The sequence below is a fragment of the Pseudomonas fluorescens genome (genome assembly GCF_005938625.1).
GTDB classification, from domain to species: domain Bacteria; phylum Pseudomonadota; class Gammaproteobacteria; order Pseudomonadales; family Pseudomonadaceae; genus Aquipseudomonas; species Aquipseudomonas fluorescens_BD.
Genome location: NZ_VCNJ01000002.1, coordinates 61,671 through 87,572, shown reverse-complemented (window position 1 = coordinate 87,572; position 25,902 = coordinate 61,671). Strand labels below are relative to the sequence as shown.

General features: G+C 60.5%; 23 protein-coding genes. 9 read left to right on the top strand and 14 right to left on the bottom strand.

Going from position 1 to position 25,902, the window contains the following annotated elements:
• Nucleotides 1–288 precede the first annotated feature (288 nt).
• Both FGA82_RS01680 and FGA82_RS01675 read right to left on the bottom strand, forming a co-directional pair.
• The gene (locus FGA82_RS01680) at nt 289–1,077 is read right to left on the bottom strand and encodes a response regulator transcription factor (protein WP_141125809.1); all 789 of its coding nucleotides are present in this window, start codon (nt 1,075–1,077) and stop codon (nt 289–291) included.
• Nucleotides 1,078–1,203: 126 nt separating this feature from the next.
• Nucleotides 1,204–1,674 carry a prepilin peptidase gene (locus tag FGA82_RS01675; protein ID WP_171057227.1) on the bottom strand — a complete coding sequence of 157 codons (471 nt, stop codon included), beginning with the start codon at nt 1,672–1,674 and terminating at the stop codon, nt 1,204–1,206.
• A 75-nt stretch (nt 1,675–1,749) separates the two neighbouring features.
• Between FGA82_RS01675 and FGA82_RS01670 the strand changes: the two genes are divergently transcribed.
• Nucleotides 1,750–2,193: a TadE/TadG family type IV pilus assembly protein gene (locus tag FGA82_RS01670; protein ID WP_141125807.1), complete on the top strand. Its 444-nt coding sequence runs from the start codon at nt 1,750–1,752 to the stop codon at nt 2,191–2,193.
• Nucleotides 2,190–4,943 (top strand): PAS domain-containing sensor histidine kinase, encoded by a 2,754-nt coding sequence (locus FGA82_RS01665; RefSeq protein WP_141125806.1) that lies wholly within the window; start codon nt 2,190–2,192, stop codon nt 4,941–4,943. Before FGA82_RS01670 ends, FGA82_RS01665 begins: the two co-directional genes overlap by 4 nt.
• Here FGA82_RS01665 and FGA82_RS01660 read toward each other — a convergent pair.
• The 5 genes from FGA82_RS01660 to FGA82_RS01640 all read right to left on the bottom strand — a co-directional run bounded on the left by FGA82_RS01660 (nt 4,940) and on the right by FGA82_RS01640 (nt 9,441).
• Nucleotides 4,940–6,946, bottom strand: a complete 2,007-nt coding sequence (locus FGA82_RS01660; protein WP_141125805.1) for a pilus assembly protein TadG-related protein — start codon at nt 6,944–6,946, stop codon at nt 4,940–4,942. The two genes, FGA82_RS01665 and FGA82_RS01660, sit on opposite strands and share 4 nt — an antisense overlap.
• A gap of 204 nt (nt 6,947–7,150) precedes the next feature.
• On the bottom strand, nt 7,151–7,708 hold the full coding sequence (locus FGA82_RS01655; RefSeq protein WP_141125804.1) for a DUF4136 domain-containing protein: 558 nt from the start codon (nt 7,706–7,708) through the stop codon (nt 7,151–7,153).
• A gap of 54 nt (nt 7,709–7,762) precedes the next feature.
• Nucleotides 7,763–8,377, bottom strand: a complete 615-nt coding sequence (locus FGA82_RS01650; protein WP_141125803.1) for a DUF4136 domain-containing protein — start codon at nt 8,375–8,377, stop codon at nt 7,763–7,765.
• A gap of 12 nt (nt 8,378–8,389) precedes the next feature.
• A complete protein-coding gene (locus FGA82_RS01645; protein ID WP_064117277.1) occupies nt 8,390–9,139 on the bottom strand; it encodes a methyltransferase in 750 nt (249 codons plus the stop codon).
• Nucleotides 9,139–9,441: a MazG-like family protein gene (locus FGA82_RS01640; RefSeq protein WP_141125802.1), complete on the bottom strand. Its 303-nt coding sequence runs from the start codon at nt 9,439–9,441 to the stop codon at nt 9,139–9,141. The genes FGA82_RS01645 and FGA82_RS01640 overlap by 1 nt, the downstream gene beginning before the upstream one ends.
• A gap of 235 nt (nt 9,442–9,676) precedes the next feature.
• On the opposite strand from FGA82_RS01640, the gene FGA82_RS01635 reads away from it, so the two are divergent.
• Both FGA82_RS01635 and FGA82_RS01630 read left to right on the top strand, forming a co-directional pair.
• Nucleotides 9,677–9,970 (top strand): hypothetical protein, encoded by a 294-nt coding sequence (locus FGA82_RS01635; protein WP_007914623.1) that lies wholly within the window; start codon nt 9,677–9,679, stop codon nt 9,968–9,970.
• A gap of 200 nt (nt 9,971–10,170) precedes the next feature.
• Nucleotides 10,171–11,520, top strand: coding sequence for an MATE family efflux transporter (locus FGA82_RS01630; RefSeq protein WP_141125801.1), 1,350 nt, complete (start codon nt 10,171–10,173; stop codon nt 11,518–11,520).
• On the opposite strand, the gene FGA82_RS01625 is transcribed toward FGA82_RS01630, so the two are convergent.
• The 7 genes from FGA82_RS01625 to FGA82_RS01590 all read right to left on the bottom strand — a co-directional run bounded on the left by FGA82_RS01625 (nt 11,514) and on the right by FGA82_RS01590 (nt 19,208).
• A complete protein-coding gene (locus FGA82_RS01625) occupies nt 11,514–12,389 on the bottom strand; it encodes an alpha/beta hydrolase (RefSeq protein WP_141125800.1) in 876 nt (291 codons plus the stop codon). The two genes, FGA82_RS01630 and FGA82_RS01625, sit on opposite strands and share 7 nt — an antisense overlap.
• A gap of 17 nt (nt 12,390–12,406) precedes the next feature.
• On the bottom strand, nt 12,407–13,201 hold the full coding sequence (locus tag FGA82_RS01620) for a DUF4123 domain-containing protein (RefSeq protein WP_141125799.1): 795 nt from the start codon (nt 13,199–13,201) through the stop codon (nt 12,407–12,409).
• Nucleotides 13,198–14,535 carry a type VI secretion system Vgr family protein gene (locus FGA82_RS01615; RefSeq protein WP_141125798.1) on the bottom strand — a complete coding sequence of 446 codons (1,338 nt, stop codon included), beginning with the start codon at nt 14,533–14,535 and terminating at the stop codon, nt 13,198–13,200. Before FGA82_RS01615 ends, FGA82_RS01620 begins: the two co-directional genes overlap by 4 nt.
• A 233-nt stretch (nt 14,536–14,768) precedes the next feature.
• Nucleotides 14,769–16,682 carry an arginine decarboxylase gene (speA, locus tag FGA82_RS01610; protein WP_034151560.1) on the bottom strand — a complete coding sequence of 638 codons (1,914 nt, stop codon included), beginning with the start codon at nt 16,680–16,682 and terminating at the stop codon, nt 14,769–14,771.
• 219 nt (nt 16,683–16,901) lie between these two features.
• Complete coding sequence (locus tag FGA82_RS01605) at nt 16,902–17,273, bottom strand: translation initiation factor Sui1 (RefSeq protein WP_007914613.1); 372 nt, start codon at nt 17,271–17,273, stop codon at nt 16,902–16,904.
• Between the two features lie 306 nt (nt 17,274–17,579).
• On the bottom strand, nt 17,580–18,137 hold the full coding sequence (locus FGA82_RS01595; RefSeq protein ID WP_141125797.1) for an NUDIX hydrolase: 558 nt from the start codon (nt 18,135–18,137) through the stop codon (nt 17,580–17,582).
• A gap of 3 nt (nt 18,138–18,140) precedes the next feature.
• Nucleotides 18,141–19,208: a DUF2333 family protein gene (locus FGA82_RS01590; protein WP_141125796.1), complete on the bottom strand. Its 1,068-nt coding sequence runs from the start codon at nt 19,206–19,208 to the stop codon at nt 18,141–18,143.
• A gap of 433 nt (nt 19,209–19,641) precedes the next feature.
• Here FGA82_RS01590 and gcbA point away from each other — a divergent pair, with 433 nt between their 5' ends.
• The 5 genes from gcbA to accC all read left to right on the top strand — a co-directional run bounded on the left by gcbA (nt 19,642) and on the right by accC (nt 25,887).
• Nucleotides 19,642–21,312: a diguanylate cyclase GcbA gene (gene gcbA / locus FGA82_RS01585; RefSeq protein WP_034151562.1), complete on the top strand. Its 1,671-nt coding sequence runs from the start codon at nt 19,642–19,644 to the stop codon at nt 21,310–21,312.
• Nucleotides 21,313–21,363: 51 nt separating this feature from the next.
• Nucleotides 21,364–23,310 carry a methyl-accepting chemotaxis protein gene (locus FGA82_RS01580; RefSeq protein WP_141125795.1) on the top strand — a complete coding sequence of 649 codons (1,947 nt, stop codon included), beginning with the start codon at nt 21,364–21,366 and terminating at the stop codon, nt 23,308–23,310.
• 241 nt (nt 23,311–23,551) lie between these two features.
• Nucleotides 23,552–24,004, top strand: a complete 453-nt coding sequence (gene aroQ / locus FGA82_RS01575; protein ID WP_007914604.1) for a type II 3-dehydroquinate dehydratase — start codon at nt 23,552–23,554, stop codon at nt 24,002–24,004.
• 48 nt (nt 24,005–24,052) lie between these two features.
• Entirely contained in the window at nt 24,053–24,511 is a 459-nt protein-coding gene (accB, locus tag FGA82_RS01570; RefSeq protein ID WP_141125794.1) for an acetyl-CoA carboxylase biotin carboxyl carrier protein, read from the top strand.
• Between the two features lie 17 nt (nt 24,512–24,528).
• Nucleotides 24,529–25,887: an acetyl-CoA carboxylase biotin carboxylase subunit gene (gene accC, locus FGA82_RS01565; protein ID WP_102899385.1), complete on the top strand. Its 1,359-nt coding sequence runs from the start codon at nt 24,529–24,531 to the stop codon at nt 25,885–25,887.
• Nucleotides 25,888–25,902 lie beyond the last annotated feature (15 nt).

The following is a 25,902-nucleotide window of genomic DNA, read 5'->3' as shown; positions in this document are numbered from 1 at the left end:
AGCGCAGGGATTGATCCGGGGGTAGGCGCGCAGCGCCGTTCGACGAAGTCGAACACATCGAAAGGAGGTGCAGCGAAGCAAACCGGAAGCGATGCCCCCGGATCGATCCCGGAGCGAAGGAACCTCGAGCCCCAGCGAGGGGCCGAACGCCGGGGCCCAGCCTTTTGGTTACTTTTTGGCGTCTGAAAAAGTGACCCGCTGTAAGAGCGGAACCGCCAGCCGCAACACCCGCAACAACGGATATTCACCCAACCCCCCAAGAACCTGGTCGGCCCACAGGCCGCCAAGTCAATGCGCCGTAACCCGCTGCCGAGAAGCCGAAGCACTAGGCGACAAAGCCAAAGCCAACTGCGTCCGATTATGCATATGCGTCAACCGCAACACCTGCGAAACATAAAGCTTCACCGTGTTCTCGGTAATCCCCAACTCACAGGCAATCTGATAATTGGTCTGCCCCTTGCCCACCAACCGCGCCACATCCAGCTGCCGTGGCGACAACTGATTGAAAATCGCCGGCATCTCCTGCGCCTCAGCCTCGCCAGGCTCACCACCCGACACATCGCGAGCCACCGCCGAAGGACTGCGCCGTACCTTGTCCAGATCCTGATAAAGGTCATCAATCGACTCAGACAAATACTGCAACTTCTGATTCAAATGCCCCAAATGCAGATTCTTCTGCCGATCCTGCAACGCCACCTCCTGACGCCGCACACCTTCGAGCAACTCATCCAGATCAATCGGCTTCTGATAATAATCGGCAATCCCGGCACGCAACGCCTTGATCACATCCTGCTTGTCGGCACGGCCGGTGAGCATGATTGCCTCGAACGCCCGATGCTTGCCCGCCAGCCGCTGCAATTCCTGAATCAACTGAATGCCATCCATGTCCGGCATGTGCAGATCACTCAGCACCAGACCGATCTCTGCGTCCTCACTGAAACGCTCGATCGCCTGCAGACTGGACTCACACGGCACACAGCGATACCCGTTACTTTCAAGAAACTCGCACAGCTCCTCCACAATCAATGGCTGATCGTCGACCACGAGGACTTTTACCGCAGACGTAAGCTTGTTCACGTGCTACTCCATGTCCCAGGCCAAAGCTGACCATTCCTGTACTGCCAGCCTTTGGCTGTATAACCAGTTCCTTTGAAAGTAGACGCACTTTCCGACTATGTACATAGAACTAGTGGCGCTTGGCGACTAATGGATCCAAAGCAGAGCGAACACCGAACCGATCAGCACGAACGGTGCAAATGGCAGCTTTTTTGACAAATCTGGTGCCAGATATCGCAGACGTTCTCTAAGCCCTTGACTCATATGGAGCCAGACTCTTGGCGCCAGCAGCATCCAGAGCACGCTGGCGAACCCCGCGCCGATAAACACGCCGAGAATAAACAGACCGTCCGTCGCGAGGGCAAGAGCTGTCATTAATTTCACATCGCCGGCGCCCATTCGGCCCATGAAAAACCCCGGCAGGGTCAGCGCCAGTGCGATCAGGCAGGCCCAACCGCCCTGCCCCGCCTCAGCACCCAACCAAGTGCTGCCGGTCCACAGCAGATAAACCAGCGCCAGCGCCGCCGCACCAAGGGTCAGGCCATTGGCAATGCGCCGTTGGCGGGCGTCTTGCGCCGCGCACAGCCCCAGCCAGATCAAGAGGACAAAACTGTACATCGGGTAAAAACCGTCCATTTTTGCGGAATGATTCTATGCTGATACTACGCAGTGACAGTCAGGGTAGACGCACTCATGAAAACCGGCTTTCGGAAGTCGCAAAAAGGTGCGGTGGCGATCGAGTTCGCCTTGGTGTTCATCATCTTTTTCGCCGTGTTTTACGGCCTGGTCAGTTACAGCCTGCCATTGGTGATGATGCAATCGTTCAACCAGGCCACGTCCGAGGCGGTACGCCGCAGTGTCGCGGTCGACCCCAACACACCCAACTATTCAACCGTGGTGATTAACACCGCAAACGCCACGCTGACCCAGCAATTGTCCTGGATCCGACCGATCTTCAACCTGGTGGTCGGCGTTGACACCAGCGTCCAGTACAGCGCCTCCGGCCTGCTGACGGTGCAAGTGAATTACCCTGTCAGCAAGCTCAATCAGGTCATGCCGTTTCTGGTGCTGCCGGGCATCGGCCCGGTGCCCAGCCTGCCTCCTTATCTGACTGCCACGTCGAGTCTGCAATTTTGACGTCGGGAGACAAGCTCTTCGGGCGCTTGCTCAAACGCACGCCGTCCGCCGCCCACGAGTTGCCCGACCCGCTCGGCTCACCCGCAACAGGCTTGCATCTGCAACTGAACGATGACGGTGGCGTGCTGCAAATCGCCGGACCTTTGCGGCATCTGCTGGAGCAGTTCAAACCTCAAGATCAACCCCTGCCACTCAGCACTTATCTGCTGCCCCACAGCATGTTGACCATCGAAGGTCGTCCGAGGGAGTGGCAAGGGCTCTTGCTGGATCTCGACTTCTTCGGCCTGGGCGAGCAAACCGTGCACCTGCGTGGCTGGGTACAACCGCTGGGCGACGGCTGGCTGATGCAGTTGATCGACATCGCTGACTTGCTGCTCGAACGCCAACAATCGCGTCAGCGTGATGCCTGCCAGTTGCTGGCCGGGCAGATCAGCGAACAGCTGCGCGCGTGCAGCCAAGCGCGTTTGCCGGTGATCGTCAGCGAACAATTGCAAATGATCGCCCAGCGTTGGCACATCCCTTGTCTGGCGCTGGCCTTGCTCGATGATGAGCAACAGGGCTGGCAAATCCATCGCCAGTATCGCGCCCACGATGCACCGATCCTGTGGCATGACGGCCAGCGCCTGGGCACGCCGCTGGACAGCCTCAACGGCGCCGCGCCGCAACGCGTCGGCGCACACCATGGCCTCGATGAACATTCGCGGGTGCAGGCTTTGTTCGGCAGTGCCGAAGGTTTCGCGGTGCCGTACAGCGATGAACGCGGTGTGGTGGCCTGGCTGCTCTGCGGGTTTTATCCGGTGGACAGCGCCGCGCCGTACCTGACCGAGCGCGACTGGATGACGCTGGTCGGCGCGCTGGCCGGGCCGTTGCTCGGGCGCCTGCGCGAACAGCAACATCACCTGCAACTGGAACGTATCGAGTCGCTGCAAACCCTGCTGGGCACCGGTTGGTGGGAGATCCTTGCCGGTGACAAGCACATTCAACTGGCGCCTGCGTTGGCGGCGGCCCTGCACTTGAACGCTGACGGATTACCGCTGGAAGACTGGCTGGCACAGATCCATCCCGCTAACCGCGAAGAGTTGCGCAGCCGTCTGCAGGCTTTGCAACAACACGGTGAAGCCCTGACGCTTTCAGTGCGCCTGCGCGACGGCGATCCCGCGCAGGCGCCCACGTGGTATCGCGTGCAGGGCCAAGTGATTGGCAACGCTGAGCAGCGGCGGCTGGTCGGTTTCATGCTCGATATCAGCGACATTCAGAATCAGCAACAACGGGCCGCCGCCGCACATGCGCGGCTCGACAACCTGATCGCCAGTTCGCCCGCAGTGATTTACGTCCAGCAGTACCACGAAGGTGCGCTGATCCCGGCATTCTTCAGTGCCAGCCTGCAACCCTTGCTGGGCTGGAGCCTCGAGGACTGTGGCGACGGCGCACTGGTGGAGATGATCCATCCCGAGGATCGTGACCTGTATTTCGCCCGCAGCCGTCAGCTGTTACGCGAAGGTTCGGTGCGCGCGCGTTATCGCCTGCGCGACCGTCACGGTGAATATCACTGGCTGCTTGATGAAGCCAAACTGCTGCGCAATGACCTCGGTCTGCCGGTGGAAGCCGTCGGTTTGTGGCTGGACGTCACCGAAGCGACCCTGGCGGCCGAGCAGGTGAAAAAGAGTGAAGAGCGCTACCGGATTCTGGTGGAGGACTCACCGGCGATGATCTGTCGTTATCGTCCAGACCTGATTCTGACCTTCGGCAACCGGCCGCTGGCGACGTATCTGGAATGCACGCCGGAGGAACTGCCGGGGGTCGATCTGGGCAGTTGGATGTCTGAGGAACAACGCGCCGCATTCGTCCAGCGCCTTGGATCAATGACGGCGGAGCACCCGGTAAGTACCGCAGAAATCAGCCTGCAACTGCCCGGCCGCGAACACGCCTGGTGGGTGTGGTCCGATCGCGGCGTGTTTGATGAACACGGCCAATTGATCGAAGTGCAAGCGGTGGGCCGCGACAACACCGAAGTGCGCCGCTCGCAGCAACAACTCACGCAAAGCGCGAAAATGGCCACCCTTGGCGAAATGGCCACCGGCCTCGCCCATGAAATCAATCAGCCGCTGAACGTGATGCGCATGGCCATCGTCAACGTGCTCAAGCGTCTGGGCAACGGCGATGTGCAGGTCGACTACCTGACCGACAAGCTCAACCGCATCGATGCGCAGGTGCAGCGGGCGGCGAAAGTGGTCGATCACATGCGCGTGTTTGGCCGGCGTTCGGAGATCGAGCAGCAATTGTTCAACCCGGCCTCCGCCATCGAAGGCACCCTGTCGCTGCTGGCCGAAGGCATGCGCGGCAAAGGCGTGGACTTGCGCATCAGCGAGACCGGGTTTGAGGTTCAGGTGCGTGGCTACGTTGATCAGCTTGAGCAGGTGTTGATCAACCTGATGGTCAATGCGCGCGATGCGTTGCTGAGCAAACGCGAGAAGGATTCATCCTTCAAACCGTGGATTTCGATCTATGCCGAACGTGATGAACAGTACGTGCGGCTGTGGGTCGAGGACAACGGTGGCGGTATCGACCCACGTTTGCTGGAGCGGATCTTCGAGCCGTTCTTCACCACCAAACCGATCGGCGTCGGCACCGGGCTGGGGTTGTCGGTGAGCTACGGCATCATCGACAACATGGGCGGCCGGTTGAGCGTGCGCAACTCGGTGGAGGGTGCGCGGTTCTGCATCGAATTGCCGATTGCCGCTGGTGCCTAGATCACCAGATAGGCTTTACCGGTCTGGCCGCAGGTCATGTTGGCGCCGACGTCGACATCCATCAGGTTGATACCCAGTCCTTTGAGCAGGTTGTTCAGCAGCGGGTCGAGCAACGGGCTGATCAGGTTGGTCACCACCGGCAGCAATTTGCTGGTGACATCGCTGATCAAAGAGGCAACGCCAGTGACGACGGCACCCAATGGATTGCTGCCCTGCGGTTTGTAGACGATCAGATTAATGCCAGCCAATGTGCCGGCGAGACTGCCGACGATGTTGTTGGTCGGCACTGCCGATTGCACGCTTGGCAGAAGTTTGAGGTTGGCCGGTGTATTGAACGGTGGAACGCTGGCGTTAACGCTGGAAAACACTAGGTCCTGGGTGTTTTTCGCGACGCTGGTGTCGAGCATGATGCCAATGCCTCCCGCACCATATTGAACATGACTGCTCGCATCGCAGCCGAACAATCCGTAGCAAGTCTCGATACCCAAATCAATCAACGGCAACGGCGTGACCGTTGGTTCGGCAGACGAGGAAAAGGCTTTGGTGGGGTCGATCTTGCCGAGTTTGAGATCAGCAATGGAGGTGATGGTGCGTGCGGTCAGACTTTTGGTCCCGATTGTGCCCGTCGGACAACTGTAATCCGTGACATAGCTTTGAGCACCGCCCGCATCCAGGCTGATATCGATTTCCGGCGAGGGTAACAGTCGCGGGGCCAGTTGCTCGCAGCTTGCCCCCAACAGACAGAGGACCGAATTCAATGTGGCTGCCAGATCCAGGTGCAGCAACGCATTGAGTGTCGGGGTCAAGGCACCGACCAGTCCGAACACGGCATTGGTCAGCCCGGCGATCCCGTTCAATATTGGCAGATTCACCGACAGCATCGTGCGAACCTGCGCCGTACGCACATAAATCCGGTCCGGTGATTGAGGGTCGGGGTTGGCCTTGGCCCGCGCCGGATCGCCAATCGCGGAAAACTGCGGTGGCTCGATCACTTTCACCCGCACCGTGACATTCGCCAGCCCCAGCACGCTGATCGGCAACGTCGCCGCCACCGCACTCTTGCTGTTGGCCAGTTGCACCACGCCCTGAATCAGCTGCAGCAGTTGCAGATTGGCGTCTAATCCTGCCGATGTAGTGCCGGTCTGCAATTGCAGGATGTCACCCAGTTTGACCGGCGCCGCGTTGATCGCGGCCACCTGCAATTGGCCCAGCGCAGTGATCACCTGGGCGGTCGCGCCGTTGAGTTGCACCACCGTCGCCGCCGCCTGAATCAGTTGCGTCACCGTGGCCTGAGTGTTGAGTAATTGCGTGTAGTTGCCCGCCGCGACGTTGAGATTGATTGCCAGTTGATCAAGGTATTTGAGCAAGTTGATGTCGGTGTTCAGCAGGCCATCCCAACCCAGTGCCGTGAGGTTGACGTTGCCGCCGAGCAGCCCGGAAAACAGCGGGTTGAGGATGTTCGACTGGGCCGTATCGATGTTGGCCAGGGTGCTGCGAATATTCAGTTGGGCCACCGTCGGCTGCGGTTTAGCGGCCACCGCCGAGGCATTGAGCGTGGTATTGAGACTGACCGGAGTGCCGCTGAACAAGGCCTGCACGCCGCCGGCAATACTGGTGGTCACTGTGCGACTGGCGACGACTTTGACCGCCGCCGCTTGCGTGGCATCCACCGCGAATGTGCGCAGGCCGGTGGCGGCCGTCACCAAGGTGCCGCAGGTGGTGGCGAGGGTGTTGCTGGCATCGACGATGTAGCCATTGCGCACGGCGCTTTGCCCGGCATAACTGGCGGCGCTCAGCCCCGGCAGGCAATTACCGCCACGGCTGACGGCTTCGAGGGCGGCGTTGTCGACCACGCGCTGCAATTTGCGCTGTTCCATGTACAGGCGGCCGGTGTCGACCACCAACAGCAGCATCACCACCGCCAGACTGAGGGTGGCCGCCGCTATCAAGCCAATCGCCCCGCGCTGGCGGGCCGGGCCGTTGAATCGCGAACGAGGCGACATGGCGCACTCCTTTGCCGCTAGCTCCATTGGTGCAACTGAGTGTAGACGCGCAATCCCCGGTAGGAGCTGCCGCAGGCTGCGATCTTTTGATCTTGGCCTCTAAAAAGCAAAATCATAAGATCGCAGCCTTCGGCAGCTCCTACCGGTGGTCGTCGCAGGGCAAAAAAACGGGAGCTCAGGGGCTCCCGTTTTTCCTGAACAGACTCAACGCGGTGGATAGTTGGCCAGAATCCGACCGACCGTCTCACGAATGGCATTGCTGCGATCCTCCGGATTCGGCCTGCTGGCGAGCATCTGCTCATCGCTGCCGCGCCACACCAGTTTGCCGTCCTTGCCGTCGAGCAGGTCGATCTGGATGGTCGCGACCTTGTAGGTGATGTTGCGCGTTTCGTTGTACATCGGCGCGCCCCAATAACCATTCCACGGGCCACCCCAACCGCCGCCGTAGTTGGTCGTCACTTGCTGCTGACGATCCTCGACGATCAGGTAAGTCTGCACACTCAAGTCACCCTTGGCGCCCGCCGCAGCTGGACGCAAACCGCGCTGGTCGAGTTGATCGGCGACGGCCTGGCGGATGCGTTGCTCGGTCAGGTCGCTTTTGATCCGCGGATCATCGGGGCGATATTGCAGGGCGGGGTCTTTCCAGCTCCAGCTACGATAGGCGGCAAAGTCGCGGCTGGCATCGAAGTCATGATTGACCTGGTTGGCGGCGCAAGCGCTGAGCAACGCGGCCATGGCCAGTAGAGCGAGACGGCGGAACATGATTTTTCTCCGGTTGAAGACATGAACCTGCGGCAGCTTCTGATTGGCAGCAAGCTAACTGGGAGGATACGCCGACATGGCCTTTTCCACAGCCTCGCGGATCGAATCGGTGCGATCGATTTCGCTGCCCTTGTTCGCGGTTTCGGCACTGGCGCTCCACACAGGTTGCCCAGTGCCGGCATCAAACAGGTTGACCTGCACCACCACGACCTGCTCGGAATACGTGCGCACGATCGGCACCGTGTTGTACATGCCGTAACCGCGGCCATAACGATCATAGCCGCCGTATCCGCCGCCGTAATAACCGTAGTCGTCCTGGACCTGACGCAAGCGGGTTTCCAGACGCAGACTGGCGCTGACCAGCAGGTCGGCCGGGCGTTGGTCATGTAACGGGCGCAGGCCGCGCTGATCCAGCGCATTGCTCACCGCTTCGGCCACCTGCGCCGAGTCTGCCCACGCCGTGCCTGGCGGCAGTTGCCCGTTGAGCCAGGCCCAACTGCGATAGCGTCCATAATCACGCGGCGGCGCCGGGTATGCGCTGCGGTCGAAGGTGGTGGCGGCCTGTGGCGGTGCCGGCGGCAAGGGCCGCGATTGCGCCACGTAGGGGTTGCTGCTCTGGCAAGCAGCCAACCCCAGACACATCAGCAGTAACCCGGATTGAGCTTTCATATCGCGCTCCGATCAGATCGGCCGGCAGATCCAGTGCAAGTAACGCCCAAGCCCGGCAAAGCTTGGGTGACGACGGTGTGCGAGCTCCATCTCGAGCAAATCCACAAGTTCGGCGCGGGCCTGAAATTCCACCGGCATGTAGTCGTGGAAAACGCGGATCCCGCTCTGGGTTTCGACCTGCCACAAGCCGTCGAGTTGCGTCGCCAATTCCCGGGGATCGAGGGGTTGCTGCGGCGTCAGGCTCTGCTTTTCGCCGGCCATGACGTTCTTGCGCATTTTCTTGAAATGACCTTTGAGCAGGTTGCGATAAATCAGCGCATCGCGGTTGTAGAACGCCAGCGACAACCAGCCACCGGGTTTGGTCAGTTGATGTAGCACTGGCAGGATCGCGTGGGGTTCGGCGAGCCATTCGAGCACCGCATGGCAGATCACCAGATCGTACGGTTCGGTGAGCTGGCCGAGCAGTTCCTGCCACGGCGCCTGAATGAACGTCGCGGTTTGCCCGGCTTCAGCGAAACGCTGGCGCGCGCCTTCGAGCATCGGTGCGGCCGGCTCGGTGAAGGTCACGTCGTGGCCGCGCTCGGCCAGCCACAGCGACATATGGCCGAGGCCGCCGCCAATGTCGAGCACCCGCAACGGGCGATCCGGCAGCGCTTCGGCCAGGTCGGCCTGCAACACCGCCAGGCGGATCGCGCCTTTGGCGCCACCGTAGATTTTTTCGGCGAAACGCGTCGCCAACTGATCGAAATGCCGGTCGCTCATCAGCTGAACCGCCGTTCGCTGTCGGCGAGCTTGGCGCGCACCACTTCATTCATGTCCAGCCCCAACTCGCTGCACAGCAGCAACAGGTACAGCACGACATCGCCGACTTCCTGCCCGGCGTGGGCGAGTTTGTCAGCGGGCAACTGGCGCGACTGGTCTTCAGTCAGCCACTGGAAGATTTCCACCAGCTCGGACATCTCGACACTGGCGGCCATGGCCAGATTTTTCGGGCTGTGAAATTGCCGCCAGTCATTGCGGTCGCGAATGGCGTGCAGGCGTTCGGTCAGTTCAACAAGGTTCATCGGGCTCTCCTGAAGGCGTATAGCTTCGGGGGGATACGACCTGAAGGCAAGCGTAAACCCTGTAGGAGTGAGCCTGCTCGCGATGACGCCATTACATTCAACATCATCGTTGACTGACACACCGCTATCGCGAGCAGGCTCACTCCTACAAGGGCGGTGTAAACCTTCTATCATGCAGGGAACTCGGCCACCCGCATTGTGGCCCAAGGCTCAGCTCTTTGATCAGGATGAACACATGCAGGTAGAAAGCTTTTTCGAATGGCTCGGCCAGGCGCTCGGCTCGGTCATCCGGTTTATCGTCGACGGCCTCAGCGGCCTGTTCAACATTCTGAGCAATGCCGGCGGCAACTTTGTCGACGGGCTGGCGAAGACGCTGGGCATGGACACCTCGATCATCAGCATCATCGCGCTGATCGTCGGGCTGATGCTGTTGTGGTCGGCGATCCGGGCGTTCATGAATGCGTCGATCATTGCCGGGATCATCTGGTTGCTGCTGGGGCTGTGGTTGCTTAGCTGGATTATTCATTAGGCCTTCAAGAGCCCCTCACCCTAACCCTCTCCCGGAGGGAGAGGGGACTGACCGGGTTGTTCTGCAGAAATACGCCGACTTGCGATACCGAGTCGAACTCAGGTTTTGAAAACGCCAGAGATCGGCTCCCTCTCCCTCCGGGAGAGGGCTGGGGTGAGGGTGGCTTCTACCGCTACAATGCCGCTTCCCAAGGAGCTCGCATGTCCACTCTGATCGCCGACTGGCGCGACCGCCCGACGCACCGCAAGGTCTGGGCGCTCGCCGCGCCGATGATTCTGTCCAATATTTCCGTACCGCTGGTGGCGCTGGTCGACAGTACCGTGATCGGCCACTTGCCCCACGCCCATCAATTAGGCGCGGTGGCGGTCGGTGCCAGCCTTTACACCTTTCTCGCCTGGGCCATGGGTTTTCTGCGCATGGGCACCACCGGTTTTGCCGCGCAGGCCGCCGGGCGCAGCGACGGTGCAGCGTTGCGGCAGATTCTGTTACAGGGTTTGCTGTTGGCGATGGGGCTGGCGCTGGTGCTTGGCACTTTGGGTGTGCCGCTAAGCGGAGTTGCACTGCACTTCATACAACCGTCGGCGGAGCTGGATCAGCTCACCCGGGATTTTTTCCACACGCGGTTGTTCGGGCTGCCAGCGGCGCTGGCCAGTTATGCACTGGTCGGCTGGTTCCTCGGTACACAAAACGCCCGGGCGCCGCTGGCGATTCTGCTGACCACCAACCTGATCAACATCGGCCTCAATCTGTGGTTCGTCATCGGCCTGGACTGGGGCGTGGTCGGTTCAGCGCGGGCCTCGGTGATCGCCGAATGGAGCGGCGCCCTGCTCGGCCTGCTGCTGACACGCAAGGCATTGCGGGCGTATCCGGGGCACATCGTCTGGGCAGCGTTGAAGATCTGGCAGAGCTGGCGCCCGTTGCTGGCGGTCAACCGCGATATCTTCATTCGCAGCCTGGCATTGCAATCGGTGTTTTTCCTGATCACCGTGCAAGGCGCGCGGCTGGGCGATTCGACGGTGGCCGCCAACGCGCTGCTGCTCAATGGCTTGCTGCTGACCGCACATGCGCTGGACGGTCTGGCCCATGCCGTCGAAGCCTTGTGCGGACACGCTATCGGTGCCCGCGATCGTCTGGCTCTGCGGCAATCGCTGGTAGTGGCCGGCGGCTGGTCGCTGATCGCCAGCCTCGGATTTGCGGCGCTGTTTCTGCTCGCCGGGCACCTGTTCATCGAGATGCAGACCGACATCCAGAGCGTGCGCGACACGGCGTTCGCCTACCTGCCCTACCTCGCCGTGCTGCCGCTGATTGCGGTCTGGAGCTACCTGCTCGACGGCCTGTTCATCGGCGCCACCCGCGCGCGAGAAATGCGCAACGGCATGCTGATCACCGTGGTTCTGCTACTGCCGTTCGCTTGGGCGCTGCAAGATTTCGGCAATCACGGCCTGTGGATAACTTTTCTGCTGTTCATGGTGTTGCGCAGCCTGACCCTTGGTGCGCAAGCCTGGTGGCTCAAGCGCAACGATGGCTGGTTCAGTGGCGGCGTTCACTGAGCCGGCGTGTGTGCGATAAACCCGACCACCTGATCGAGCACCGGCGCCAGTTGCCGCAACGGTCGTGACAAGGTTGCCACTAACGTAATGTGATTGAGCCGCGAATAATACAAGTCCTGCACCGGCACCCCGGCCTCGCGCAGCTTGCTGGCAAGGCCGCCGGTGTTGCGGGTCGGGTTGACCAGATCATCTTTGCTTGCAGCAATCAGCAGCGCGGGCGGTGCGCCGCGACTGACATGATTGATCGGTTGCGATTGCAGCGGCGAGTCCGGCCAGAAGAACACCGGGCGCACCTCGGGATTCTCGATCGGCAGAAAGTCATACGGCCCGGCCAGGCCGATCCAGCCCCGCAAATCCTTGGGTGACATGCCCACCGCCGCGAGCCATTCGCCATCCAGCGCAAGCATCGCCGCGTTGTATCCGCCAGAGCTGTGACCCATCACATACAAGCGCTGCGGGTTGCCGGAAAACTCGCGGATATGCGCTTTGGTCCACGCTACCGCCCGCGCGCCGTCCTGCAAAAACAGTGGATAACGCACCTGCGGATACAAGCGGTAATCCGCCACGACCGTGACTATCCCCCGCGACGCCAGCGCTTCACCGACAAAGCTGTAGTCGAGGCGCGAACCGCTGTTCCAGCTGCCGCCATAGAAAAACACCACCACTGGCGCACCCGGCATCGGTTGATGCGGCACATACACATCGAGCTTCTGCCGCGGGTCGTCGCCATACGCAATGCCCGCGGTTTTGTCGTACGTGCTGTCCGGGGTCAGCGCATTGAGCAACTGCACCGGCGAACAACCGCTCAGCACCAGCAGCAATACACTGCCGAACATTGCGCCGAACCCTTGCCGGAATAAACCTGCCATACGCGCCGAACCTCGCCTCAGGACTGATCGCCGTGCCACTGGCGTCGTACATGGTCAAGCCGCTGTTGTTGGGTCAGACCCACCGGCGGTGGCACCAGCACGGCACGCGGATGCAGCAAGCGTAGCCATAACCAGCCGTCGAGCACGGTACGATCGCTGAATCCCAACGCCAGGCCTTGTTGAACATGGGAGGACATCGCCGCGTAATCGGTTCCCAGCGATTGGCACCAGCGCCAGATGTGTTGTTCCAGCAGGCAGGTCTGCAGGCGTTCGCGCTGGCGCCGGGTCAGGCTTTCTTCGATGCTCAGCGGTTCGACGGCAAGCCCGGGGTTGCGCAATTGTTGCCAGCCCTGACTGCCAATCGCGCGGTCGGCCCAGGTGCCGCCGAACCAGCGCAACTGACGGATCGGCCCGAGCCAGCGGCTCAGTTCAGAGGCATCACAGGCGTCGAAGAAATAGCTCGCGGTCTGCCGGTTGTAATAGCTGAGCAAAGCCCGATGACTCAAGCCGAACGACACCGTGAGCATGCGCTGCAAGTGCCTCAGCAGTTGTTGTGCTGTGGCCTCACTGCCCAGCAACAGCCCGCGCCATGTGTTCGGATCGCTGTGACACAGCGCGCCTAGCGCCGGGCAATCGCGCAACTCGATCAACCGCGGACCATGCTCGCTGACCGGCTCAAACTCGGTGCCATCAAACAGTTTGAAGCACCGCACGTCGGCAAAGGCCTGGCGCAGTACCCGCAAGGCTTGCGGTGCATCCGGGCCATCAAGCAATAGCCACTGCGCCATGGGCTCAAGCGCCGCGCCACTCATGTTGCGCCGCTCTGTTCAAGGGCGGTGACCAGTCGACAACTGCACACTGGCTCCAGACAGTGGCTGAAACTGCCGCCGCCGGGGATCAGGCATAACAGCAGCAACGGCTCACCGGACGCCAGTAGTTGCTGCAGGCCTTCACTCACCAGGCTGTCGGGCAGTGGCGGAGCATCGTCAGTGTCGGTGACGGCAAATGGCGGGTGTAGCACCCCGCTGATCATCGGCTGATCCGGATCGCCTTCGAAGAAACTCACCACCACCTCGACGCCATCGCTCAGTGCCACCATTGGCGTCTGCGCCAGGGACGGCGCGAGCGGTAGCCAGCAGTGACTCGGCGCGGCGCCTTCGCCTTGATAGAGCCAATCGAATTGCACCGCCACCGGGCGCAGGCAATCAGGCTGCGGTTCGTCCACTGCCACCACCCAAGCCCGTTGCAGGCTGTGCATGCGCGATGGCGCTGTGGTTGATGCACACGGCACCTGCAGCGCCCCGTACAAGCGATTGGCATAGGGACGTTCGAGGGAGGGATCGGCGCGATGTTCTATGCGTGTGAGCAACCATGGGCGATTGCATTCGGCGAAAGGATGACCGGCCAATCGCAGCCAATGACCGCTGCGCAACGCCGCCAGCTCACTTTGACCTTCGGCCTGGTACAGGCCCGATGAGCTGGCCTGCACGGTCTCTTGCAACTGCCATTGGTGCACGGTGCACGAAGCGTTATGCCCATCGTCCTCACGCTGATACCGCGCGGCACCGGCCAAGGGCAACTGCGCCGGATCATCGGCAAAAACCAGACAATGCCGGTCACGGTCGTGCTCAAAGTAATAGTGAATCCGCGCCTGCGCGCACAAGCGCTGGAGCAGTTGCAGATCGGACTCGCGGTATTGGGTGCAGAACGTCCGGGGCGCGTACTCCCCGCGTAACTCGAAGCGGCGCTGGGCACCGACGATCCCGTGCTCTCTGAGCACCTGTTCGATGATCTGCGGCACCGAACGGCCACTGAAGATTCGCTGGCTGAAGCGCAGCGCCAGGCAATCGAGTTTCGGCCCCAGACGGATCCGGCTCAACCGCAAACCTTGTCCATGCTCATGCTCATGCTGGACAAGGCTCTGCAATTGCCCGTGCACACCCTCCCCCGACGGCCCGAAACACAGGAATGCCGAACGGTACAGCAGGCCGGCGAGATCCAGGTGCGGATCGTCGATCAACACATCGATCTCGAACGCAAAGGCTTCGCTGAGGGCTTCGCTACCGGTAAAGGCCAGGACTTCGAAGGGGTCGGACAGGCCCGCTACATCGAGACGAAACGACGACTCGTTGACTGGTTCGAACATGGGCGGATCTCTACAGGAGGGGCGGCCGGGGATTCTCGCCGAGAGCCATGGCCGAGTAGAGAGCTGAAGTACAACTTAGGAAATGACCTACGCGAAAAGCAGACCGGATGACTTTTCTGGCCGGGAATGCCAAGCCTTTCGCAAAGATATTGGGAGATATCCCACCGAGTCATGCGAATTTTCCGCCACCTACAGGAAAAATTCACACAACCCGGCGAGATTGCGACCTGACCTCAGGAAGACAGGTAGGAGGAGCGGGTCAGACCCAGACGCAAGGCATCGAGAAATTGCGTGCGCTCGCTGGCACTGATGCGGGCACTGGCGCACTTGTCGCGGTAGTGAGTCATCAGTTCTTCCGGCGACAAGTGCACGTAACGCAGCATGTCTTCGATGGTGTCGTGGGTCTCGATGCCAGCGTGGTACACGCTGCCATCGGCGTTCTGGTAGATGTTCACCGAGTCGGTGTCACCGAACAGGTTGTGCATGTCACCGAGGATTTCCTGATAGGCGCCAACGAGGAACACGCCCAGCAGGTAGTCTTCGCCTTCATTCAAACCGTGTACCGGCAGGCTGGTTTCGATGCTCTGCTCGTCGACATACTGGTTGATCTTGCCGTCCGAGTCGCAGGTCAGATCCTGCAGCACCGCACGACGCAGTGGCTCTTCGTCGAGACGGTGCAATGGGATGATCGGCAGCACCTGGTCGATCGCCCAGGTATCCGGCAGGCTCTGGAACACCGAGAAGTTGCAGATGTACTTGTCGGCCAGTTTGTCGTTGAGCTCGTCGAGCACCTGACGGTGCGAACGCTGACGCGCTTTCAGCGAGTTGTGCAGGCGACGGCACACGGCGAAGTAGCACTGCTCGGCCAGGGCTTTTTCAGCCAGGGTCAGTTTGCCGTCGGCGTACTGCGCAGCCACATCGCTCATGTAGTGGGTGGCGCGCCAGTAGGTTTCGGTGACCATTTCGATGTCGGTCGGGCCGAGCAGGTCAACCAGCCACTGCACGGTTTCCGGCAACGACTCCTTGTTTTCGATCTGCGGGATTTCGTCGTTGTGCTTTTCGACGTCAGTCACCTGCACTACCAGCATCGCGTGGTGCGCGGTCAGCGAGCGGCCGCTTTCAGAGAAGATGTGCGGATGCGGCAGGGCCTGCGCATCGCAGAACTCCTTGAGCATGCCGACCACGACACCGGCGTAATCGTCCATGTCGTAGTTGATCGAGCTGGCGTTGCGCGAGTGCGTGCCGTCGTAGTCGACACCCAGACCGCCACCGACGTCGATGTGATCGACCGGCAGACCGAGGTTGCGCAGCTCGCCGTAGTAACGGATCGCTTCCTTGAAGCCGTGCTGATAGTCAGCGAGGTTGGCGATCTGCGAACCCATGTGGAAGTGCAACAGGCGAATGCCCTGATCCAGACCGGCCGCGCGGAAACGCTCGACCACCGACAGCAGTTGCGCAGCCGACAGACCGAACTTGGATTTCTCGCCACCGGTGTCGGCCCACTTCGACGACGCCAGCGACGACAGACGTACGCGCAGACCGACCTGTGGCTTGACCTTCAGCGAGGCGGCTTCTTCGATCACCAGGCCGACTTCGGATTCTTTCTCGATCACGATGAACACATTGTGGCCGAGCTTCTGGCCCATCAGCGCCAGACGGATGAACTCACGGTCCTTATAACCATTGCAGACGATGGTGCCGCCCTTCGGCGCCAGTGCCAGCACGGCCAGCAGTTCAGGCTTGGAGCCGGCTTCCAGACCGATGGAAACGTCCTGGGTGGCGATGATGTTCTCGATCACCGCTTCTTGCTGGTTAACCTTGATCGGGTACAGCGCGGTGTACTTGCTCTGGTATTCCAGACGTTCGATGTTGGCATCGAAGGCGCCGGTCAACTGGCGTACACGGTCTTGCAGGATATCGGGGAAACGAACCAGCAACGGCAAGGACAAACCGCTTTTGCGCAGTTGGTCGACTTGCTCGAACAGATCGATAGGCGAGCTGCTTGGGCCGTTCGGACGAACTTCGACGCGACCGGCGTCATTGATCGCGAAATACCCGGCCCCCCAATGGCGAATCCCGTAAACACTGCGGCTGTCCGCAACTGTCCATTGGCTGCCATCGTCTTTGCGTGTGCGTCGTACGGACATCGAAGTCCCCTATAAAGAAGTCATAGTGCGTCGCCTGATCGCAGGCCGGCGCAGTCTAAAGTATGAAAATGACGGTTCGTCAGCGCGGCGGTAGACCGCACTGACTGCGTGGAGTTTAGAAACCGGTCATGAACAGGCTCTGTGAAAACCATGGAGACGACGCCGGATCTGCAATGTTTCAGCGCCGGATCAAGCCGTAGATGGATTTCACAGAGGCTGCTAGCCGCCGGATTTCTTCGCTTTGAAACCGTGTTTGATCAGCTCAGCCAAGAGTAGCTCGACATGATCGCCCTGGATTTCGATGATGCCGTCTTTCAACGCCCCGCCGGTGCCGCAACGTTTCTTCAACGTTGTCGCCAACTCTTTGAGCGCGTCTTCGGCCAGTGGCACGCCAGTGATGGTGGTCACCGTCTTGCCGCCACGGCCCTTGCTCTCGCGACGCACGCGGGCAATGCCATCCCCGGCCGGGATCACGGTTTGTTTGCAGATACAGGCGTCTACCGGCTTGCTGCATTCCGGACAATGACGACCTGCGTCGGTGGAAAATACCAGGCCACCCAAGGCGGCGAAGGATGCGGCTTTTTTGGCCACCGGCAATCCTCTTCGGAGGACAAAGACTGATCGCAACCTTGGGCAAGGTCAGCGACCGCGAAGCCCCACTCAGGCAGGGGCAGCGCTACTGCACCGGAATTTGGCGACGAGACTGCTGACCTGTAGGAGCTGCCGAAGGCTGCGATCTTGTGATCCTGCTCTTGAAAAACAAGATCAAAAGATCGCAGCCTTCGGCAGCTCCTACAGTGGGTCAGCAGGCCAACCTCAAACTATTCGGTGCAGCTTGAAAAGGTCGCGCAGTGTAACGGCAAAAATGCGACTTGCTAAGTGCCAATCGGCGCCAATTCATGTGTTCTTTGCGACGTCGCTTTGCTGCGCCTTCAGATAGCGCTTCAACGCGGCCAGAGAGTCCGGGCAATAAGGCTTCTGCCGGATTTCCTGCATGACCTGCTCGACCGGAATAAAGCGTGCTTCGAGGACTTCTTCAGGCTGCAGTCTGAGCGGACCGTCCCATACAGCGGAAAACGCCGAACACCAAAGACGATTGCCGGTGTCCTCGAAGTAGAAATGGTCATGGGCCGTCAGCTCTACGCCGCTGACACCCAACTCCTCTTCCAGCTCTCGGGCCGCCGACTCGGCGTAGGTCTCGCCCGCCTGCACCATGCCGCCTGCCGCGACATCCCAGTAACCGGGATAAATCGCCTTGCTCAAGGTGCGCCGATGCACACAAAGGTCGCCGGCGGAATTGAACAACATGATGTACGTGCCACGACCGATCAGCCCGCGCTCGCGTAGATCGGCGCGCACCAGAGCGCCGAGCAGGTTGTCCTGCTCGTCGACCCAGGCGATCTGTTCGGCATCGGAGGCGGCGCGATGGGCCGCCTCTTTGGCGTTCTGGCTCATGAATCAGCCCTGATTGAGCAGTTGACGCAAATCGATCACAGCAGCGTTGGCACGGGAAATATAGTTGGCCATGACCAGCGAGTGGTTGGCCAGCACGCCGAAGCCGCTCCCGTTAAGAATCATAGGACTCCAGACCGGTTCCTGCGAGGCTTCCAGTTCACGGATGATCTGACGCACGCTGACCGTGGCGTTCTTCTTCGCCAGCACATCGGCGAAATCGACTTCAATGGCGCGCAGCAGGTGCGACAGCGCCCAAGCCTGACCGCGTGCTTCGTAGAACACGTTGTCGATCTGCATCCACGGGGTCTCGACGACCTCTTCGTCAACCTGCGGCACTTCGCCGATGGCCGGCACTTCGGTTTTCAGCGCGGTGTTGAGTTTGACCCGACCGACACTGGCCGACAGACGTTGCGACAGCGAGCCGAGACGGGTGCCGACATCGCCCAGCCAGTTATTCAGGTTGTCGGCGCGGGCATAGAACAGCGCGTTTTTCTGGGTCGGATCAGACAGACGCGCCTGATAGCGGCTCAGCGAGTTGATGCCTTCCTGGTACTCCGACTCACTCGACGGCAGGATCCAGCTCTTGTTGTCGAAGTTGAAGCGCGGTTCGGCCTTGGCCAGATCGGCGTCTTCCGCCGACTGCGATTGCGAACGGGCAAAGTCTTTGCGCAGAGCGCGGGTCAGGTCACGCACCTGTACCAGCACGCCGTATTCCCAGCTCGGCGTGTTGTCCATCCACAGGCCTGGCGGGAAGCGGTCGTTGGAAATATAGCCGCCCGGCTTGTTGAGCAAGGTGCCGGCGACGGTCTTCAGGGTTTCGACAGTGGTGTAGCCGATCACCATCTGCTTGCCTTCTTTCTCGGCAGCCACCTGGGCATTTTGTGCGACCGGAAACAGCGCCGGCTCTTGGCTCCAGTACCAGCCCAGGCCAATGGTCACCAACAGATAAATGCCAATCAGCGTGGCCAGCGCACGGCTGAACAGCAGCCCGCCCACATAGCTGCGGGCGGCCGACTTGGGCTCGGCGGCACGTTCAGGCGCGCTGCCCGCGCGGTTTTTCCAGTCCAGCATGGCGATATCCTTTCAAATCTTGGGTTCAACGGTTCGACCACAACCATACAACAACGTGCCAGAGCCGGGCACCCGCGCGTAACGATAAGCCGCAAATCATGTGGGCGAATGACGCTTCGACGATCGCTAGGGGAATCCCCGATACGCGCATCTCAGCCAAACGGAAGCCAGAGCGGTAAAAACCCTCCGCCAGTGCATCCAATGCGCAGATCGAAGCGCAACACCCTTTCATCTCGCGCAGCATGTTTTCCGGCGAAACGCCCGACTTACGGGGACTTGAGCGACGCCAAGGTCAAAAACAAAACCGCCCGGTCAGAAACTGAATGGTGACGCACTGCAGATTATTGACGTACGACACTCGTGTAAGGGAAAAGAGGTGCTAGCATAGAGCCACCAGTCGATCTCAGCATGCAGCCTAACTAGTAGTCAGGATATGACCGAGCCAGAAGACCCCAGCCGTGAGCGTCTCAAGCACCACTTTGCCCAGCGGGTAATTCATCAGGCACGTCAGATTCTTGAGATATGGCAACGCCTGCAACGCAGTGAGTGGTCCACTGTCGATCTCGCCGAACTGAGCGAGGCCAACCTGCGCCTGCTGCGTTTTGCCGAGCGCTTCGAACAGCCGGAACACACTCAGCTCGCGCGCCACATCAGCCAATCGCTGGAAGCGGTGGACGCCAATCGCGGCCGCCTCAGCAGCGGTCTGATCACCGACCTCAATCGCTTGATGCAGCGCTTGTCGCGCACCGGCCTGCGCCATGGCGACCAACTCGACCAGACCTTCCTGCCGCCGCTGCGCAAACCGATCTACGTGATGCTGCAGGATCACGACCGCGCCGAGCGACTGGCCAAGCAACTGGAGTTTTTCGGCTTGAGCGCGCAGGCGCTGGACAGTGTTTCGGCGTTTCGCTCCTCGATGGTCGAGCGCTTACCGGCCGCCATCGTCATGGACGTGGATTTCAGTGGTGCCGGCATCGGCCTGAAACTCGCCGCCGAAGCCCAGGTCGGCCTGGAAGAACCGCTGCCGCTGCTGTTTTTCAGCCTGCACGAAACCGACACGCCTACTCGTCTCGCCGCCGTGCGTGCCGGTGGCCAGGAATTCCTCACCGGCACTCTCGAAGCGTCGAGCCTGCTGGAAAAGATCGAAGTCCTCACCTGCGTCGCGCAGTACGAGCCTTATAAAGTGTTGATCATCGACGACTCACGCGCACAGGCCTTGCACACCGAGCGCCTGCTCAACAGCGCCGGGATCGTCACGCGCACGCTGATCGAACCGATTCAGGCGATGGCCGAGCTGGCGGATTTCCAGCCCGACCTGATCATCCTCGACATGTACATGCCAGCCTGCACCGGTACCGAACTGGCCAAAGTGATTCGCCACAACGACCGCTATGTCAGCGTGCCGATCATCTATCTGTCGGCCGAAGACGATCTGGACAAGCAGCTCGACGCCATGAGCGAAGGCGGCGATGACTTCCTGACCAAACCGATCAAGCCGCGCCACCTGATCACTACCGTGCGCAACCGCGCCGCCCGTGCGCGCAATCTGAAAGCGCGGATGGTCCGCGACAGCCTCACTGGCCTCTACAACCACACCCATATTCTGCAACTGCTCGAAGACTGCTCGTTCCGCGCCCGCCGCGAGAACAAGCCGCTGAGTTTTGCCATGCTCGACATCGACCACTTCAAACGGGTCAACGACAGCCACGGCCACCCGATGGGCGACCGCGTGATCAAAAGCCTCGCGCTGTTTCTCAAGCAGCGTTTGCGCAAGACCGACTTCATCGGCCGTTACGGCGGCGAAGAGTTCGCCATCGTCATGCCTGACACGGATATAGAAGCCGCGCACAAAGTGCTCGACGAAATCCGCCAGCGCTTCGCCGAGATCCACTACCCCGCACAACCGCAGGATTTGTGGTGCACTTTCAGCGCCGGCGTGGTGGAAATGCACGACGACTGCGACAGCCTGATGATGGCCAGTCAGGCCGACGAAGCGCTGTACCGCGCCAAGGGTGCCGGACGCAATCGCGTGCAGACTGCGCGCGACTCAAAGCAAAGTGCCACTTTTTCATCGGATTCCACTGATTCGGTCATAACCCTGTAACAGAACCGCAATAAATTCAGGCGCTTACCATTTCTGCCGTTGGTAGCCGTCATGCGCCTGAAGTTGCTCACCAATCTCAATACGCTGCTGCTGGTCGCCGTGTGCCTCGCACTCGGCGCGACGCTGTGGTGGTCGCAAAAAGCCCTCGAACGCCCGTATCTGTTGATGGAGCGTTATCTGGGACTGTCGCAGCAGTTTCAGAACGAGGTCGCACGCAATGTCGAGGACTATCTCGGCAGTGGCGACGCCTTGCGTCTGAGTAGTGCGAGTCAGGCCATCGACGCTTTGCAGAAAGAGCTCGATGAACTGCCGCCAGCCCTGGCTGAGAGTTTGCGCCCAAGCCTGTCGGGCCTTGATGAGTTCAGCAAAACCGACCTGCTCGCGGCCGGCAAACTGGCGGGCGATCCGCAGGCCTTGCTGTTGCAGGCCGAGCGCGAACTGAGCGCTAGTCTCGATCAGCTCACTACTTACGCAAGCGGCAATGCGGCTTATATGACGCCACTGCTGGTTGCCTCGCAGCACTTGGGCAAACTGTCGCTGGCACGGGACAAACTGGTCAGCAGTGGTCGCAGCGAACTGGCGGCCGATGTTGAGCGCGAAGTCAGCAACATCCGTACTCAGGCGCAGGCGATTGATGCCCTGCCCTTGCTCGGCGTCGTCTCCAGCAACGAGTCGGGCAGCGACGATTTCGCCGCGATGATGGGTATCGAAAACACTGAGAAAGCTGTTGCCGAAGACGCCGGTGTCGGCCTCAAACGTGAACTCAACAGCCTGCTCGGGCGCTATCCGGCAGAGTTGGCGCGCACTAGTGAGCAGATCCAGAAACGCGCCGACCTCAGCACGGCGACGCACCAGAAAATCGCCGCCGTACAGCAGGCCATCGCCGGACTTGAGCCGGTCGTACGCGCCCAGCACGGGCAAATTCAAGGCGAAGTGCGCCTGATGCAAGGCGTGATGATCGGCCTGATTCTGCTGATTGCTTTGCTAATCGACACCTTGCAACGGCGGCTGGCCCGTACGCTGACCAATCTCGCTCCGGCATTGTCGACCTGGGCCGAAGGCGATTTCAGCCGCGATATTCAACTGGGCAAGACCAACCGTGAACTGCACGACATTGAAGCCTCGCTCAATCGCTTGCGCGCGTATCTGGTCGATCTGGTCGGGACGATTCGCGGCAATGCCGAGCAAGTCGCGGGCAGTAGTCGTACCCTTGCCGAACTCAGTAACGACCTGCACAGCGGCGCCGAACATCAGGCCGGCGATACTGCGCTGATCCGCGACTCCCTCGGTGAACTGGAAGCGACCATTCAGCAAGTGGCAAGCGATGCTCAGCAGGCCGCCGATGCCAGCCGTCATGCCGGACTGGCCGTCGAGCATGGTCAAACCGTTATCGGCCAGAGCCTGACCGGACTGCACGCGCTGGTTGGTGAGGTTCAGGGCAACGCGCAAATGATCGAGCATCTGGCTGAAGAGTCGGCGACCATCGGCGGCGTTTTGACGGTGATTCGCTCGATTGCCGACCAGACCAATCTGCTCGCGCTGAACGCGGCGATTGAAGCGGCGCGTGCCGGGGAAATGGGCCGTGGTTTTGCCGTGGTGGCCGAGGAAGTTCGCTCGCTGGCACAACGCACGGCTGGCGCGACGGCGGAAATTCAAACCTTGATTGCGGGTCTGCAAACCGCCGCCCGGCAATCGGTCGAAGGCATGCGCGCGCAGGTCGAACACGCTGAAGCCACGGCCAATCAGGCGCAAGCGGCGGATGGCGCGCTGGATAAAATCGTCGGCGCGATCCAGACCATTTCGGACACAGCGATCCGCATTGCTGATGTCACTGCGCAGCAGAGTGGCGCGGTCAGCGAGATTCGTGACCACAGCGAGCGTATTCATCAATTGGGTGGGGATAATCTGGTGCGTATCGGTCGTGGGCGCGAACAAGGCGAGAACTTGCTGGTATTGGGCGGGCAATTGCATACAGCCGTGCAGGCCTTTCGCGTCTGATAAACCGTTTTCGCGAGCAGGCTCACTCCCACATTGGAATGCATACCCCTGTGGGAGCGAGCTTGCTCGCGAAGGCGTCAGTCCAGACACCACAAGTGACCGGATCAAATCACTTGGTCACATATTTCGCGCAAACATCGGCCATCGTGCTGGCTATTGCATAGAACTGGACAGTCACAAAGTCTTTGCGGCATAGTCGCCGGGTTCTGAACTTTGCTCACCCATAACAAGGACAACGCAGATGGCAACCCTACTGGTGCTGCACGGCCCCAACCTGAACCTGCTCGGCACCCGCGAACCCGGTACTTACGGTTCAACGACCCTGGCGCAGATCAATCAGGATCTGGAGCGCCGCGCCCGTGAAGCCGGCCATCATCTGCTGTATCTGCAAAGCAATGCCGAGTACGAATTGATCGACCGCATCCACGCCGCGCGCGGCGAAGGCGTCGATTTCATTCTGATCAATCCAGCAGCTTTTACGCACACAAGTGTCGCATTACGTGACGCGTTGCTGGGAGTGAGCATCCCATTCATCGAAGTGCATTTGTCCAACGTGCACAAACGCGAACCTTTCCGCCATCACTCTTACTTCTCCGACGTAGCGGTGGGAGTGATCTGCGGCCTTGGCGCCAGCGGTTACCGACTGGCCCTGGAGGCTGCACTAGAACAGCTTGAAACACAGGCAACGACTTGAACTACAAGCGTTAAGCGCCCCTGACCGACCCTTGGGAGTTGATGATTCATGGATATCCGTAAAGTTAAGAAACTGATCGAATTGCTGGAAGAGTCCGGCATCGACGAGCTCGAGATCAAGGAAGGCGAAGAGTCCGTACGCATCAGCCGTCACAGCAAGACCCCGGCTCAGCAGTACTACGCACCGGCTCCGATGCAAGCACCGGCCGCTGCGCCTGTTGCTGCTCCGGTTGCTGCTGCAGCCCCGGCAGCCGCTGCTGCTCCAGCGCTGAACGGCACTGTTGCCCGTTCGCCGATGGTCGGCACCTTCTACCGTAAATCTTCGCCAGCCTCGCCAGCCTTCGTTGAAGTCGGCCAGACCGTGAAGAAAGGCGACACTCTGTGCATCGTCGAAGCCATGAAGATGATGAACCACATCGAAGCTGAAACCAGCGGTGTGATCGAGTCCATCCTCGTCGAAGACGGCCAGCCGGTTGAGTACGACCAACCGCTGTTCACCATCGTTTGAACTGCGGAGAGCCTTTGATGACTGCGAAGTTGGAAAAAGTTCTGATCGCTAACCGCGGTGAGATCGCCCTGCGGATTCTGCGTGCCTGCAAAGAGATGGGCATCAAGACCGTCGCCGTTTACTCCAAGGCCGACAAAGAGCTGATGCACCTGGGTCTGGCAGACGAATCCGTCTGCATCGGCCCGGCGTCTGCCGCTCAGTCCTACCTGCACATCCCGGCCATCATCGCTGCCGCCGAAGTGACTGGCGCCACCGCCATTCACCCAGGCTACGGTTTCCTCGCGGAAAACGCCGATTTTGCCGAGCAGGTCGAGAACTCCGGCTTCGCTTTCATCGGCCCGAAAGCCGACACCATTCGCCTGATGGGCGACAAGGTTTCGGCCAAGCACGCGATGATCGAAGCAGGCGTACCGACCGTTCCAGGTTCTGACGGCCCGTTGCCGGAAGACGAAGAAACGGCGCTGCGCATCGGTCGCGAAGTCGGCTACCCGGTGATCATCAAAGCCGCTGGCGGCGGTGGTGGTCGCGGCATGCGCGTCGTGCACAAGGAAGAAGACCTGATCGCCTTCGCCAAACTGACCCGCACCGAAGCTGGCGCGGCGTTCGGCAACCCGATGGTCTATCTGGAAAAATTCCTGACCAACCCGCGTCACGTGGAAGTGCAGGTTCTTTCCGACGGTCAGGGTCACGCGATCCATCTGGGCGACCGCGATTGCTCGCTGCAACGTCGTCACCAGAAAGTCCTCGAAGAAGCGCCGGCACCGGGCATCGACGAGAAGGCTCGCGAGGAAGTACTGGCTCGCTGCGTCAAGGCGTGCATCGACATCGGCTACCGTGGCGCGGGTACTTTCGAGTTTCTCTACGAGAACGGTCGTTTCTACTTCATCGAAATGAACACCCGTGTTCAGGTGGAGCACCCGGTCTCGGAAATGGTCACCGGTATCGACATCGTCAAGGAGATGCTCAGCATCGCCGCCGGCAACAAGCTGTCGTTCACCCAGGATGATGTGGTTATCCGCGGTCACTCGCTGGAATGCCGGATCAACGCTGAAGACCCGAAAACCTTCATGCCGAGCCCGGGCACGGTCAAGCATTTCCACGCACCAGGCGGCAACGGCGTTCGCGTCGACTCGCACCTGTACAGCGGTTATGCGGTTCCACCGAACTACGACTCGCTGATCGGCAAGCTGATCACTTACGGCGCCACCCGCGACGAAGCCATGGCACGCATGCGCAATGCCCTGGACGAAATCGTGGTGGACGGGATCAAGACCAACATCCCGCTGCACCGTGATCTGGTTCGCGACGAAGGCTTCTGCAAGGGTGGTGTGAACATTCACTACCTCGAGCACAAGCTGGCTGGCGAGAAGCACTAAGCTTCGGCCCGCACC

Excerpts from the sequence above, each read along its gene's own strand:
- FGA82_RS01630 (WP_141125801.1), top strand. The coding sequence starts at position 10,171 with ATGTCCACTCTGATCGCCGACTGGCGCGACCGCCCGACGCACCGCAAG.
- FGA82_RS01675 (WP_171057227.1), bottom strand. The coding sequence starts at position 1,674 with ATGTACAGTTTTGTCCTCTTGATCTGGCTGGGGCTGTGCGCGGCGCAA.
- FGA82_RS01650 (WP_141125803.1), bottom strand. The coding sequence starts at position 8,377 with ATGAAAGCTCAATCCGGGTTACTGCTGATGTGTCTGGGGTTGGCTGCT.
- FGA82_RS01640 (WP_141125802.1), bottom strand. The coding sequence starts at position 9,441 with ATGAACCTTGTTGAACTGACCGAACGCCTGCACGCCATTCGCGACCGC.
- FGA82_RS01590 (WP_141125796.1), bottom strand. The coding sequence starts at position 19,208 with ATGCTGGACTGGAAAAACCGCGCGGGCAGCGCGCCTGAACGTGCCGCC.
- FGA82_RS01625 (WP_141125800.1), bottom strand. The coding sequence starts at position 12,389 with ATGGCAGGTTTATTCCGGCAAGGGTTCGGCGCAATGTTCGGCAGTGTA.
- FGA82_RS01660 (WP_141125805.1), bottom strand. The coding sequence starts at position 6,946 with ATGTCGCCTCGTTCGCGATTCAACGGCCCGGCCCGCCAGCGCGGGGCG.
- FGA82_RS01645 (WP_064117277.1), bottom strand. The coding sequence starts at position 9,139 with ATGAGCGACCGGCATTTCGATCAGTTGGCGACGCGTTTCGCCGAAAAA.
- gcbA (WP_034151562.1), top strand. The coding sequence starts at position 19,642 with ATGACCGAGCCAGAAGACCCCAGCCGTGAGCGTCTCAAGCACCACTTT.
- accB (WP_141125794.1), top strand. The coding sequence starts at position 24,053 with ATGGATATCCGTAAAGTTAAGAAACTGATCGAATTGCTGGAAGAGTCC.
- FGA82_RS01595 (WP_141125797.1), bottom strand. The coding sequence starts at position 18,137 with ATGAGCCAGAACGCCAAAGAGGCGGCCCATCGCGCCGCCTCCGATGCC.
- FGA82_RS01620 (WP_141125799.1), bottom strand. The coding sequence starts at position 13,201 with ATGAGTGGCGCGGCGCTTGAGCCCATGGCGCAGTGGCTATTGCTTGAT.
- FGA82_RS01670 (WP_141125807.1), top strand. The coding sequence starts at position 1,750 with ATGAAAACCGGCTTTCGGAAGTCGCAAAAAGGTGCGGTGGCGATCGAG.
- FGA82_RS01655 (WP_141125804.1), bottom strand. The coding sequence starts at position 7,708 with ATGTTCCGCCGTCTCGCTCTACTGGCCATGGCCGCGTTGCTCAGCGCT.
- speA (WP_034151560.1), bottom strand. The coding sequence starts at position 16,682 with ATGTCCGTACGACGCACACGCAAAGACGATGGCAGCCAATGGACAGTT.
- accC (WP_102899385.1), top strand. The coding sequence starts at position 24,529 with ATGACTGCGAAGTTGGAAAAAGTTCTGATCGCTAACCGCGGTGAGATC.
- FGA82_RS01635 (WP_007914623.1), top strand. The coding sequence starts at position 9,677 with ATGCAGGTAGAAAGCTTTTTCGAATGGCTCGGCCAGGCGCTCGGCTCG.
- FGA82_RS01580 (WP_141125795.1), top strand. The coding sequence starts at position 21,364 with ATGCGCCTGAAGTTGCTCACCAATCTCAATACGCTGCTGCTGGTCGCC.
- FGA82_RS01615 (WP_141125798.1), bottom strand. The coding sequence starts at position 14,535 with ATGTTCGAACCAGTCAACGAGTCGTCGTTTCGTCTCGATGTAGCGGGC.
- aroQ (WP_007914604.1), top strand. The coding sequence starts at position 23,552 with ATGGCAACCCTACTGGTGCTGCACGGCCCCAACCTGAACCTGCTCGGC.